Raw genomic sequence first — 12977 nt, forward strand, 5'->3', positions numbered from 1 at the left:
TGATCTCCGCGCGTTTGGGTGCCCGAACGCCGGGTATGAGCAATCGCGAATCGATCGGCGCCCGCGAAAGGACAAGATAATTCCGATTTGCGAGCTTCGGTGTGTTTTGTAATTTCTTGTGCCGCTGAACAATTGGCTATTTTCGACACGGCGTGTGTCGAAGATGGGATTTCGTACCGCCCATCTCGCGCTGAAATCACTCGCTCCGTACAGCGGCGGCGTGAGTAACCAGGGGAGGAGTCGACAATGATGCACAGCACGGCAGGGCACTCGTCCGCGACGGTGGACGGTGAGACCACCGATGCCATTCGGGGCCGCCTCGCGATCGAATTCGCCGCGCTCGGCGCAAAGACCATCGACCGTACGGTTACTTCCTGCCGGGAGTTGCTGGTGAACGTCGCCGCTCCGGATCGGCTTCCGGAGCGGGTCGAGAGATTCGCGCGAGATCGCCTGCGCGCCTTGGCGAAGGAGCGCGGGTGGGCCGGCGTGGGCCCCGCGGTGCTTTTCCTGTGCCGGGACAACACGGGTCAGTCGCAGATGGCTCGGGGACTGTTCGCTCATCTCGCCGGGGACCGGGCGTTGGCCTGGTCGGGCGGGTCCGCGCCGGGTGCGGCGATCAATCCCGAAGTGGTGCGGGTGATGGCCGAGCGGGGGATAGACATCCGCGACGAGTTTCCCAAGCCGTGGAGCGAAGAGTTCGCCCGGGTCGCGGACGTCGTGGTGGACCTCGGCTGCGGCGACACCGACCCCATCCAGGCGGGGCACAGGTTCGAGCAATGGCCGATTCCCGACCTGGCCGGGCGGCCCGTCGAGCAGGTTCGACTGGTCGGTGACGATATCGAACGTCGTGTTCGTCGGTTGATCACGACGTTGGGGCTGCACATCTCGCCCTGATCCACCGATGGGCGATGTGCCGGGCTATCCCAGATCGCCCAGGAATCCCATCGTCTCCCGGTAGGCGAGCAAATGCTCTACGAATGGAATCGTGGGGTGTCCGCGCAGCTGACGCAGTGATTCGGTGTCGGTCCGGCCATCGGGCGTCGGTGGGAGTTCGAGTTCTTCGAACAGGATCGGCTGGAGTTCCATTTCCGAGTAGAGATCGACGTCCCTGCCGATTGCCTCGCACGCTGCCCGATGATGGGAAGCCGCTTCCTGCAGCAGGTGATGTCGTTCGAGCGATGAGAGCGAAGAGGGAGCCGATAGTCCGCGAACGGGTTCGGTCATGAATTGCATCATGTCTCGGCGTGGTCATGGATTCGCGAACGACACGCAGGTCCGGTCGAGTCGGGTCGTGATCAGGTGAGTTCGTCCAGCAGGAACTCGACCGTGTCGGTGAGTGCGTCTTCACCCCGCGGGTGGGTGGCGGTGTCCTTGAAGAATTGGATGAAACCGTGTTCCGCCGCGGGATAGACGCGATGTGTGGCCGGCACGCCCGCCGCAGTGAGCGCGAGAGCGTAGGCCAGGGTTTCATCGCGCAGTGGGTCGAATTCCCCGACCAGTATCAGGGTGGGCGGCAAACCGGTGAGTTGCGCCCGCGCGGGCGAGACTCGCGGATCGTCCACGGTTGTGCCGGCGGGAAGGTAGGCGCGCAGACAGGTGCCGTGTACCTCTCTGGTGGGAAAGCCGACCTCACCGAACTGCGTCCACGACGGGGTGTCCATCGTGTTGCTCAGGCTCGGATAGAAGAGCACTTGGGCCGTCAGCGGTGGCCCGCCGCGGTCCCGTGCGATCGCGGCGGCGGCCGCGACGAGGGTCCCGCCGGCGCTGTCACCGCACAAAACCGTGCGGGTGGTGTCTGCTCGCAGTTCGGTGCCGTGCGCGCTGACCCAGTCCATTACCGCGATCACGTCGTCCAACCCCGCCGGGAATCGATGCTCGGGGGCCAGACGCCAGTCGACCGAGATCACCAGCATCGCGGCGCGATTGGCCAGTGCCCGGCACAGCACGTCGTGGGTATCGAGATCTCCGGATACGAATCCGCCGCCGTGGGCGAACACCATGACCGGCAGCGCGGGGGAGTCGTCACCGCGCGGCCGGTAGGTCCGCACGGTAATGCAGCGATCCGGCTCCCCGGCGGGGATGGCCATTCTGCGTGACTCGGCGACCGGATCGGGCTCGCCGGCGTCGGGGATTCGCGTCCAATAGCTCTCGCGCATGCCCCGTACGAAGTTCATCAACTCGGGATCTTTGACGGCGCCAACGACTTCCACTCCGCGATCATCGCTCACAGCAGTCGTGCGATCGGGCTGGAATCGAGGTGTTGGAGCAGTTGCGCGACATCGTCGTAGACATCCGCCGCGCCTTCCTGTTCGAGCTCAGCGCGAGAGATACCGCCGCTGAGCACACCGATCGCCGGGACACCGACCGGGGCGCACGCCCGAATGTCCCATACGGTGTCCCCGACGAAGACCGCGCGATCGGCGGGAACACCGGCGCGATCGAGCGCGACCCGCACGATCTCGGGATCGGGTTTGGCCTTGTCCACATCGTCTCCGCTGGTCACCGCATGGAGCACGGCGTCGCTGTCGAGCAGTTCGCGCAGCACCGCGAGTTCGTCCGGCGGGGCGGAGGTAGCGAGCAGGACTCGTAAACCGCGCGAGTGCAGCCCGGCGAGAATCTCCCGGGCCCCCGGCAGGAGCGTGAGTTCGTCGGCGGAATCCAGGTGGAGACGGCTGTGTTGCTTGTCGGCGTGCGCGGCGCCCTGGTCGTCGAGCTCGGGGGCCACGGTGTGGATCAGGCGATCGCCGTCCATGCCGATGGCTCGGTGGATACGCCAGGTCGGCACGGTCACTCCCGCGTCGGCGAACGCCCGATGCCAGGCTCGCGCGTGCAGGTAGTTGGAGTCGACCAGCGTGCCATCGATGTCGAACAGGACTGCCGCGGGATCGGACATGAGAAAACCTCCTCAGCGTTGTCGTGCCGGCCTTTTGCTGTCTACCCGGCACACCCGCCGTCCAAGCGGAGCCCGGCGCGGGGCGATCTGCACACCCCAAAGGCCGGACGACTCAGAAAATCAACTGCCCAGCAGTGGCGGCCCGCGTGAGACGTGGTTGGCGGGGTAGCACCCGGGATGCCGGGGTGAGGTTCAGCAGCGTAGCTTCGCCCTGGTCTCGAATCCGAGGTGACCGTGCCCGAACAAGCACGTTCATACCTGCTGGCACACAGGCGGTTTGGCCCTCCACTGATCGGCCGGCCCGATGCGACCGTATTCCTGGTTCAGGCGATCCGGAGGGCGGGCCGGGTGTCCTGCGCTTGGGAGCGGAGTGTGGTCAGGATGCGGGTGAGCAGGCGGGAGACCTGCATCTGGGAGATGTTCAGGGCCTTGCCGATCTCGGCCTGGCTCATCTCCTGTCCGTAGCGCATGGCCAGGATCTGGCGGTCGCGAGCGGGGAGTCGCGCCAGCAGCGGGCCGACGCTGATCGAGTCCTCCATCAGCTCGTACCCCTCCTCGATACAGGTCAGGGCCGCCGGGATCGCAACGGGCAGGGTGTCGGAGTCCTGCCCCGGCGTCCGCGTATCGAGGGATTGGGTGGTGTAGGCGTTGTTGGCGATCAGCGCCTGGGTCACCTCGACGAGTTCGACGCCGAGGTGCTCGGCCAGCTCGCGGGCGGTGGGTTCGCGATCGAGCTGCTGGGCGAGCTGGGCGGCCGCGACGGTGACCTGCTGGCGCAGTTCCTTGGTGCGCCGGGGCACGCGCACGGCCCACGTGCTGTCCCGGAAGTAGCGCTTGACCTCGCCCATGACCGTGGGGATGGCGAAGCCGAGGAAGGGCGCGCCGACGGTGTGGTCGAAGCGGTCCACCGCGAGCACCACCCCGACCGCGGCGATCTGGACCAGGTCCTCGTGGTCGACGCCGCGCCCGCCGTAGCGCTGGGCGATGTGCTCACCGAGCGGAAGCGCGAGTTCGATGATGCGCTGGCGCTGACGCTCGTGTTCGGGGGTGCCGGGGTCCAGACGGGCGAGTTCCTCGAACTGCGGCTCGAGGTTCTCGTACGAATCGGCACTGTGCCGCCGCGTGCGGGTGGGTGTCGTCGACATGTCGGTTTCCTCGGGGCTGTTTCGACCAGGGGCACGAGGACATTTCCCGCCCTGGAGCGTTTCAAACCCTCCGTCTGTGAAAAACCATGCCGTGGTCGGTCCTGCGCGACATCTCAGCTCGGGTCGGCGTCGATCTGCAGGGCGCGCCGCAACAGGAACGGATCGTGCGCGTTGACCAGCAGCAGTTCGGTCGCGCGGGCGGTCCACAACTCGGCCAAACGAGCGTGGTTCCCGCGCACCGTGTCCCGGTCGTGGGCGACGAACCACTCCATCGCGGTCAGCGCGCGCGGCACCGGGCCGATGCCGTCGATCTGCCCGTGGTGGTAGAAGGAGTCCCCGGCGTGGAGGATCCATCGTGTGCCGGTGTCGACCGCGATGGCGGCGTGGCCGCGGGTATGGCCGGGCAGGCTGATCATGACCACGCCCGGTGCGACCTCGGTGAGTTCCTTGGCGGCGGCGAATCCGAACCAGCGATCCCCTTCACCGGGGTTGTGGCGTACCAGGATCGGGTGGTGGTCGCGGTGGGTGGGCAGGTAGCGGCCCTTCTCCACGACACTGCTCGGGTGCAGCGCCGCGTCGTCCTCGTCTGCGGTGAGATGCACTCTGGCCCAAGGGAAATCGGCGAGACCACCGGTGTGATCGGCGTCGAAGTGGGTGAGTACGATGTCGCGGACATCGCGCGGGTCGAACCCGCGTCGTTCGAGCTGGCGGATCGCCGACTCGTCGGCGTTGAACTCCGGGCGAACATAGAACCGTCCCGGACCGAACCGGCCCGCGGGGTCGGCGGCGTCACGCAATCCCAGCCCGCTGTCCACCAGGACCAGGCCGGTGTCGGTCTCGAGGAGAAGGACGTGGCAGACCAGGCCCTCGGGCGTGGCCCACGGGTGCATGGTGCCGCAGTTGAGGTGGTGAACCTTCATCCCAGTGCCTCGAGCATCGTTGTCATGACCGCGGGATCGCCGCCGATCAGACCGGCGTCGATGGTCTGGATCGGGTTGCTGCCGTCCCAGTTCGCGGCCGCCAGTTTCACGAGGTCGAAAATGAACTTCTTGGTGCCGCCGACATCGGAGATCTCGATCACGGTGCCGGGGTGATGCTCGGTTTCGAGGTAGGCGAAGCGACCGTCGGCGCCGCCGATGCGGCCTTCCTGTCCGACGGTGAATCCCGCGGCGATCGCCCGATCGTAGAACTGCTGGTAGTTCGCGCTCCAGTAGGCGACATGCTGCACGCCTTCGTGTCCGGCGGCGAGAAAGTCCCGATACATCGAGGGCGCGTCGTTGGTCGGGGTGATCAGTTCGATCTGGATGTCGCCGCTGTTGGCGACCGCGACATCCATCTCCATGTCCGACGGCTGTCCCCGGTAGGTGAAGTCCGCCGGACGCACCCCGCGCAGGAAGAACCACGGGCCGATGCCGCAGGCGACGAAGTTGCGCATCGAGGCCTCGATATCGCGTACGACGTAACCGATTTGGGCGATGCCGCCGAACATGTTGGCCACCGGGCTGGGCGCGGGAGCCGGCCCGGTGTGGGCGTCGGCGAAGGACAGGACGATCTTGCCGGTGGCGGCGTTGTCACGCAGGCGCTGTGCGGCGGTCGTCGCGTCGTCGACGGTGTAGACGCTGTCGAGCACGGGCCGGATCTCGTCGGCGGCGAGCGCGGGAAGAACCTTGTCGGCCAGGGCGCCGACGACCTCCGCGAGTTCGGTGCGGGTGCGAATACTGAACGTGGTTCCGAGCACGCGCTGGCGACGGAAGGCGAGGGTGTCGAGGTTGAGATCGGTGCCCGCGCCGGCGAGTCGGCCGATACTGACGATCGTGCCGCCGATCGCGGTGGCGGCCGGCAGCTGGGCGAAGAGGGCCCCACCGACATGGTCGAGGGTTATGGTCGCGCCGGTGCCGTCGGTGGCGGCGAGCACGGCGGCGGCCAATTCCTCTGTGCTGGTGTCGATCACGACATCGGCGCCCGCGCGCCGCAGCGCATCGGTCTTTTCCGCGCTGGTGGTCGTGGCGATAACCGTTGCGGCGCCGAGGGTTTTGGCCAGCTGGATGCCGATCAGCCCGATCGAGCTGGTGCCGCCGACGATGAGCACGCTGTCACCGGCGCTGAATCCGGCTTGGGTGACCAGGGCGTCGTGTTCGGTGATGAGACCGACGGGCAGGGTTGCCGCGGTGTCGAAGTCGAGGTGGTCGGGGATCGGCACCACCAACCGGGGGTGGCACAGGGTGTAGTCGGCGAAGGCGCCGACGGTGATGCCCATGACCCGGGTGCCGACGGGCAGGTGCGGGGCGAGCGGGCTCGAGGTCTCCACGACCCCGGCCACTTCCATGCCGGCGACGAACGCTCCGGCGTCCTGGGAGTTGGCGGTGTAGCTGCCCTCGAGAGCGTAGAGGTCGGCGCGGTTGAGACCGGCGGCCATGACCTGGATTCGGATGGCGCCGAGTTGTTCGGGTAGGTCGCGGTCTTCGAGGACCCAGTCGCTGGTCTTCCCGCCGATGAGTGCGCGCATTGTGATGGTCTTCTCCATGAAAGTGCCCCGGGTGGAGGTCAGTCGGTGAGATCGGCCGGCGGAGTGTTCAGCAGCCGGGGATCGGGATCGCCGCCCGCGCCGGCCGCGGCCCCGGCGAGGACGCGGGCGAGGGTGAGCAGGCCGCGGGGGTTGCGTTTGTCGATTCCGTCCAGCAGCTGACGCAGGACGGTGAGCTGGTCGAAGTAGATCCGCTCGATGATCAGGTGCTCGTGTTCGTCGAAGACGAAGTAGGCGTTCATTCGGGTGCGGTGTTTCGACCCGGTGGGCGGGATCTTGCCCAGCGGGCCCAAATGTGTTCCCAGTAGCCAGAATTCGACGATCACCGCGTCATGGCTGTGCCGCAGGGCGATGATCTCGTGGTCCTGGTCGGGGAAGGCGCGACGGGTGTCGCGGTAGTAGTCGCGGACCTCGGTGTCGCCATCGTGGACGAGCATCGGGGCGATCAGTTCGTAGTGCGGATGCGGGAACGTCGACAGGGTGGCGTCCCAGTCCTGGGTGACCTCGTCGTGGAAGTGGTCGAGGACGAGCTTCTCCCGTGCGCGCAGGACGTCTTCGGGAGGCAGGGTGAATCGTGCTGACATGAGCGGGCTTTCAGTGTCGCGGGCCGTGGGTGAGGTGGCCGTGGTGGAAGGTGGGATGGGTGCCGGGATTGGTCCACATGCCGGTCAGCTCGCTGGAGGGGAAGAACTGCAGGAACCGTGGGTCGGCTTGGCTGCGGTCGGCCAGGGTCTTCTCGAGGATGATCGAGTTGTACTGATCCGCCGTGGTTTCGATGGTGTTGGCGTTGAGCACGACCTCCTGGTCCCAGCGCCGCGCCCAGCGCGCCAGCCCCGGTAGCCGGGAGTGCTCGGGGGTCAGCGCCTCGGTCGCGATCACGTTCTCGCTGCTGACCCAGATACCGGTCGCGGTGTTCACCACCAGGCTCTGATTCCCGAACACGTGTCCGGGCGTCTTGACCACGGCGACACCGGGACCCAGCAGGACCGATCCATCGATGGGCAGGAACGCCTCGGCGGGCACGTCGCGGTAGGCGGCGGGCTGGTACCACGGCTTCTGCAGCGGATGCAGCTCGGCCATGGCGGCCAGCTCGTCGCGTTGCACGATGACCTTCGCGCGGGGGAACCGTGCCACCGGGGTGGTGCCGAGGTCGTCCTGATGGGTGGTGGTGCCGACCCAGCGCCGCAGGTCCTGGGTGTGCAGGTGGTCGAACATCAGATAGTCGACGTCGCCGGGGGTGATTCCCAGGCGCGCCAGATGGTCCGGGACCGTGCCGTGTTCGCGCACGGTGGCGCGTTCGAGGACGGCGGGAGTGCGTTGGGCGAGGGTGTCGAAATACGGTGTGTAGCGGCCGAGTTCGACGTCGGACGGCTCGAACAGCAGGATGCGGGGCCGGCCGTCGGAGTCGTGCCAGCGGATCACGAGCATCCTGTTGGTGATCGACAGGAACGGTGCGATCGCCCGCGAGGCCCGGAACAGTCCGAAGCGTGTCGGATAGGGCAGGGTCACCAGGTCGCAGGTCGTGATGCTGTCGGGGGTGCCGGTGCCCGGGAATTCGCGTCGGAACGCGAGTGCCTGTTCGCGGGCGCGCGCCAGGCGGGCGCCGGGTCCGCCCTCGACGTGCGCGAGGTCGGTGAGGGTATCGATTCGGGTCCCGACGGTCGGGAGGTCGACCACATCGGAAGTGCCCCAGGGGAAACGCATGCCGGACTCCAATATCCACAGCGTGGGTTTTATGTGTCACGACGATATACCCACGATGTGGATTTAAACAAGGGGGTGATGCAGAATGACGGCATGACCAGTACGCCACCCACCGCGCGCCGCGGACGACCCCCGAAAGGTTCCGGGCAACTCACCCGAGCGGGAATCGTCGGGGCGACCCTGCAGGTCATCGACAGCGAGGGCGTCGGCGCGGTGGGTCCCCGGGCGGTCGCCCGGGTGCTCGGCGTCGATCCCAAGAGCCTGTACAACCACGTCGACGGCAAGGACGGACTGCTCGACGCGGTGGCCGAGTACCTATTGGGTTCGATCGAGCTGCCTCCGCGCGCCGGTGATCTGCGCGGTGATCTGCGCGCGGTCGCCGACGCGTTCCGCGATCGCGCCCTACTGCATCCCGCGGCCGCGGCGCTGGTGCTCACCCGGCAGTTGTCCTCGGTGGAGGGCTTGGCGCCGGTTCAGGCTGTTCTCGACATCCTGCGTTCCGCGGGATGCGCCCCGCACGACGCTGTCCATCTGATGCGGACCCTGGTGGCCGCGCTCATCGGCACGCTGCTGCGCGAGGTGAACGCCGGCCCCACCTACGGGACCAGCGACCTCGTCGGCATAGCCGCACGCCAGGAGGTACTCGAGCAGTCGGGTCTGCCCGCTGTCGTCGAAGCGGCCCCCTATCTCGCCCGTTTCGACAGCCAGGCCGAGTTCGACTACGCCATGGACCTGGCGCTCGACGCGGTCATCCTCCGCGTCACCGCGGCGACTGGCGCGAGAAAACCGCCACCAGAAAATCGGATTCGTCGCTGAACGGCCGCAGATCCCATGTCGAGAGCCGCAGGTCGCAGTGGAGACCGGCGTCGGCCGCGTCAGCCAGGAACTCGTACTCGCGATCAGGGACGTGCGGTCAACGATGCTGCCAATGGCGCTGCAGCCTAAGTTGGTAACGTTCGATCGGCTCGCCTCCGCCGTGGACGAATCCTGTTCCGGGGGTGTGTGTTCCGGTGCGCACAACTAACGCTGCGAGCGATGGTTCACCCCGTTCGATGCAGTCCAGCGAAATCACGTCGAGAAGTCCGCCAAGACTGCGGTACGGATACAAACCACCGATCGCGGCGGATAGCCCTTTGTAGGTGATCGTCTGCCCTGTACAGGCGGTGGCGATCAGTGCCGCGCGTGCCCGGACCGCTGCGGCCATCATGCGGTCGTTGACCCGGACCGGGCTGTCTCGACGCCAATCGAATTCCAACCGATCGCCGACGGCGAAGGTCATCGGTGCATGCGTTTTGTCGGTGGACATGCTGCTGATGTCGCGATTGGCGGCGCAGATGTTTCGCGCCCGGTGGACCGAGCGCTGGCCCGTGCCCAGGAGATGATCTCGGGGCCCGCTGGGCAGCTCGAAATGACTCGGGGAGCGAGAGCCATTCTCTGAGTTACTGCTTGACGAGTGTCCGGCAACTGCTGGGCGCGCCGACCGGGGCGAGTGTCCGGCCGGCGAACTCGCGTCTCACGCGCTGTATCGCGAGAAAACCGCCACCAGAAAATCGGATTCGTCGCTGAACGGCCGCAGATCCCAGGTCGACAGCCGCAGGTCGCAGTTGAGACCGGCCTCGGCGGCGTCGGCGAGGAACTGCGGGAACTCGTACCCGCGGTCGGCGCCGAAGCCCACCACCACCCGGCCGGTGGGTGCAATGTGGCGGGCGAATCCGGCCAGCACCGCACCACGTGTGGAGGGTGCCAGGAACGTCATGACGTTGCCCGCGCACACAATTACGTCGAACTCGGCCGCGACGCCGCGGGCCGACAGGTCCAGTTCCGCGAGGTCGCCGACGAGCCAGGTCGGGCCGGGGTAGTCCTGCTCGGCCGCGGCGATCAGGACGGGATCGACGTCGACGCCGACCACCGTGTGGCCGACCTGATGCAGGTAGCCGCCGACGCGGCCCGGGCCGCAGCCGGCGTCGAGGACGCGGCTGCCGCGCTCGAGCATCGCGTCGATCATGCGTGCCTCACCGACGATGTCGGTGCCCTGGGCCGCCAGCGCGCGGAATCGTTCGACATACCACGACGAATGGGCCGGATCGGCCGCGGTGAGTTCCTCCCACTGGCTCGGGGTGCGTCCGGCCATGTCTGTTCCTCCTCGCTCGGTCCGATACCGCTCCCACTCTGCCACCGCCGTGCCGGTCGTCCGCGCGGGGAGGCCGGGTGAGTGCGAGGAGGCTTGCCGCTACAACCCCTCGGTCATAGCCCCCGCATCGGCTACCAGCACACCACCGACCGCAGTACCTGCCCGGACTTCATGGTGGCGAAAGCCTTTTCGACCCCGTCGAGCTCGATCCGCTCGGTGACGAACTGATCCAGGGGCAGCCGGCCCTGGCGGTGGAGCTCGATCAAGGTGGGGAAGTCGCGTTCGGGGAGGCAGTCGCCGTACCAGGACGACTTGAGGGCGCCGCCGTGGGAGAAGAAGTCCAGGAGGGGCATCTCCAGGCGCATGTCGGGAGTGGGGACGCCGACCAGGACCACCGTGCCGGCGAGGTCGCGGGCGTAGAAGGACTGGGTCCAGGTCTCGGGGCGGCCGACCGCGTCGATCACCACATCGGCGCCGAAACCGTTGGTGTACTCCTTGATTCGTTCGACCGTGTCCTCGCTGGACGCGTCGACCATGTGGGTGGCGCCCAGCTGGGCGGCGGCGGTCAGCTTGGTGGCATCGCGATCGACCGCGACGATCGTGGTCGCTCCGGCCAGGCGGGCGCCGGCGATCGCGGCCACGCCCACGCCGCCGCAGCCGATGACGGCCACGCTGTCGCCGCGGCCGACGTTGCCGGTGTTCAGGGCCGCGCCCAGGCCGGCCATGACACCGCAGCCGAGGAGACCGGCCACGGCGGGGTCGGTGGCGGAATCGACCACCGTGCACTGCTTCTCGTGCACCAGGGTCTTGTCGGCGAAGGCGCCGATGCCCAGCGCGGGCGTGAGTTCGGTGCCGTCGGCGAGTGTCATGCGACGCGAGGCGTTGAAGGTGTCGAAGCAGTACCACGGGCGGCCGCGGCGGCAGGCCCGGCACACGCCGCAGACCGCGCGCCAGTTCAGGACGACGAAGTCGCCGACCTCGACGTGGCTGACATCGGATCCGACGCGGTCCACCACACCGGCCGCCTCGTGGCCGAGCAGGAACGGGAACTCGTCGTTGATCCCGCCCTCGCGATAGGTCAGGTCGGTGTGGCACACCCCGCAGGCCAGCACCCGCACCACGACGTCGTGTGGACCGGGATCGGGGATGGTGATCGAGGTCAGTTCCACCTCGGCCCCCGACTCGCGCGCGATCACGCCCCGCACCGTTTCCGTCATAGTCCCTGCTCCTTCGAAGATCGATCGGCCGCCGCGGCGGCCGGGAGACGTGCGAATCCACCGCGTTCGCACGGCGATTCGCGGCCTGTTCCTCCCGCCGATGTGACGCTAACATGCGTCCTGGAATTAATTCCAGACTAGTGTCTGGATTGATGGACGGACTAGATTCCGCCTCGGATGGCGGCCGTCCTTCGCCGGGTTTCCCAAAGGAGTGAGAATGCCCATTCGCGTCGCACACGTCGGCACCGGCAACGCGGGCCGGCTGGCCCTGGCGGGCCTGATCGGCAGTCCCGAGTACGAGCTGACCGCGGTGTGCGTGTCCACGCCGGAGAAGGTCGGGGTCGACGCGGGCGTGCTCGCGGGCCTGGACACCGTCACGGGCATCACCGCGGTCGGCGACCTCGACGCGCTGCTGGCCACCGAGCCCGACTGCGTCGTGTACTGCGCGATGGGCGACACCCGGCTCAAGGAGGCGATGGCCGACTGCTGCCGCATCCTGGCCGCGGGCGTCGACGTGGTCGGCACCGCGCCGGGCATGCTGCAGTACCCGTGGCAGGCGCTGCCGCCCAAGTACATCGAGAAGGTGGAAGAGGCGGCGCGCGAAGGCGATTCGAGCCTGTTCGTCACCGGTGTCGACCCGGGATTCGCCAACGACCTGCTTCCGCTCGCCCTGACCGGTACGTGTCAGACCGTCGAGCAGGTGCGGTGCATGGAGATCGCCGACTACGCCACCTACGACGGCGCGATCGTCATGTTCGACGTGATGGGTTTCGGCAAGCCGCTCGAGGAAGTGCCGATGCTGTTCCAGCCCGGGGTGCTGTCGCTGGCCTGGGGTCCCGCGATCCGCCAGCTCGCGGCCGGCCTGGGCATCACCCTCGATGCCATCACCGAAGAATGCGAACGTGTGCCCGCCCCCGAGGGATTCGATGTCGCGGCCGGGCACATTCCCGCCGGCGGCCTCGCGGCGCTGCGCTTCGAGGTACGCGGGATGGTGGGGGACCGGCCGGTCATCGTCATCGAGCACGTGACTCGGCTGCGTGAGGACCTGTGCCCGCACTGGCCCTACCCGGCGCACGGCGGCGGCTCGTACCGCATCGAGATCACCGGCGAGCCTTCGTATTCGGTGGACATCTGCCCCACCAGCCGCAAGGGCGACCACAATCACGCCGCGATCGTGGCCGCAGCGGGCCGGGTGGTCAACGCGATCCCCGCGGTGCTGGCCGCGCCCGCGGGTATTCGCACGACCTTGGATCTGCCGCTGATCACCCGACCGGGTCTGGTCGACTTCGCTCCCGCGCACTGACGCACCTCGGCGCGCGCCGAAGTGGCGCGCGCCGAGCCGAAAGCGGTTGCCGCCCTGCGA

General features: G+C 67.7%; 14 protein-coding genes and 1 pseudogene. 3 read left to right on the plus strand and 12 right to left on the minus strand.

Annotation, left to right across the window (positions count from 1 at the left end):
* The first annotated feature begins 246 nt into the window (after positions 1-246).
* Positions 247-894, plus strand: coding sequence for an arsenate-mycothiol transferase ArsC (locus ACWIGI_RS38710; RefSeq protein ID WP_454208599.1), 648 nt, complete (start codon positions 247-249; stop codon positions 892-894).
* Between the two features lie 24 nt (positions 895-918).
* Here the strand turns inward: ACWIGI_RS38710 and ACWIGI_RS38715 are convergent, their stop codons facing one another.
* From ACWIGI_RS38715 to ACWIGI_RS38750, 8 genes are all read right to left on the minus strand, one after another.
* Positions 919-1224: a hypothetical protein gene (locus ACWIGI_RS38715; RefSeq protein ID WP_454208600.1), complete on the minus strand. Its 306-nt coding sequence runs from the start codon at positions 1222-1224 to the stop codon at positions 919-921.
* 71 nt (positions 1225-1295) lie between these two features.
* On the minus strand, positions 1296-2210 hold the full coding sequence (locus ACWIGI_RS38720) for an alpha/beta hydrolase (RefSeq protein WP_454208601.1): 915 nt from the start codon (positions 2208-2210) through the stop codon (positions 1296-1298).
* Between the two features lie 14 nt (positions 2211-2224).
* A complete protein-coding gene (locus ACWIGI_RS38725) occupies positions 2225-2893 on the minus strand; it encodes an HAD family hydrolase (RefSeq protein ID WP_454208602.1) in 669 nt (222 codons plus the stop codon).
* Positions 2894-3216: 323 nt separating this feature from the next.
* Entirely contained in the window at positions 3217-4038 is an 822-nt protein-coding gene (locus ACWIGI_RS38730; RefSeq protein WP_454208603.1) for a SigB/SigF/SigG family RNA polymerase sigma factor, read from the minus strand.
* Between the two features lie 113 nt (positions 4039-4151).
* On the minus strand, positions 4152-4958 hold the full coding sequence (locus tag ACWIGI_RS38735; protein WP_454208604.1) for an MBL fold metallo-hydrolase: 807 nt from the start codon (positions 4956-4958) through the stop codon (positions 4152-4154).
* On the minus strand, positions 4955-6562 hold the full coding sequence (locus ACWIGI_RS38740) for a zinc-binding dehydrogenase (protein WP_454208606.1): 1608 nt from the start codon (positions 6560-6562) through the stop codon (positions 4955-4957). The genes ACWIGI_RS38735 and ACWIGI_RS38740 overlap by 4 nt, the downstream gene beginning before the upstream one ends.
* A gap of 20 nt (positions 6563-6582) precedes the next feature.
* Positions 6583-7146, minus strand: a complete 564-nt coding sequence (locus ACWIGI_RS38745) for an ester cyclase (protein ID WP_454208608.1) — start codon at positions 7144-7146, stop codon at positions 6583-6585.
* A gap of 10 nt (positions 7147-7156) precedes the next feature.
* A complete protein-coding gene (locus ACWIGI_RS38750) occupies positions 7157-8266 on the minus strand; it encodes a hypothetical protein (protein WP_454208610.1) in 1110 nt (369 codons plus the stop codon).
* A gap of 93 nt (positions 8267-8359) precedes the next feature.
* On the opposite strand from ACWIGI_RS38750, the gene ACWIGI_RS38755 reads away from it, so the two are divergent.
* Positions 8360-9082: a TetR/AcrR family transcriptional regulator gene (locus ACWIGI_RS38755; protein WP_454208611.1), complete on the plus strand. Its 723-nt coding sequence runs from the start codon at positions 8360-8362 to the stop codon at positions 9080-9082.
* On the opposite strand, the pseudogene ACWIGI_RS38760 reads toward ACWIGI_RS38755, so the two are convergent.
* From ACWIGI_RS38760 to ACWIGI_RS38775, 4 genes and pseudogenes are all read right to left on the minus strand, one after another.
* Positions 9027-9167, minus strand: a pseudogene (locus ACWIGI_RS38760) (SAM-dependent methyltransferase); the annotation flags it as partial. The gene ACWIGI_RS38755 and the pseudogene ACWIGI_RS38760 overlap by 56 nt on opposite strands.
* 12 nt (positions 9168-9179) lie before the next feature.
* A complete protein-coding gene (locus ACWIGI_RS38765; RefSeq protein ID WP_454208612.1) occupies positions 9180-9572 on the minus strand; it encodes a hypothetical protein in 393 nt (130 codons plus the stop codon).
* A 207-nt stretch (positions 9573-9779) separates the two neighbouring features.
* Positions 9780-10397 (minus strand): class I SAM-dependent methyltransferase, encoded by a 618-nt coding sequence (locus ACWIGI_RS38770; protein WP_454208613.1) that lies wholly within the window; start codon positions 10395-10397, stop codon positions 9780-9782.
* Between the two features lie 131 nt (positions 10398-10528).
* Entirely contained in the window at positions 10529-11614 is a 1086-nt protein-coding gene (locus ACWIGI_RS38775) for an S-(hydroxymethyl)mycothiol dehydrogenase (RefSeq protein WP_454208614.1), read from the minus strand.
* A 217-nt stretch (positions 11615-11831) separates the two neighbouring features.
* On the opposite strand from ACWIGI_RS38775, the gene ACWIGI_RS38780 reads away from it, so the two are divergent.
* On the plus strand, positions 11832-12917 hold the full coding sequence (locus ACWIGI_RS38780; protein WP_454208615.1) for an NAD(P)H-dependent amine dehydrogenase family protein: 1086 nt from the start codon (positions 11832-11834) through the stop codon (positions 12915-12917).
* Positions 12918-12977 lie beyond the last annotated feature (60 nt).

The organism is Nocardia sp. NPDC055321 (assembly GCF_053645575.1).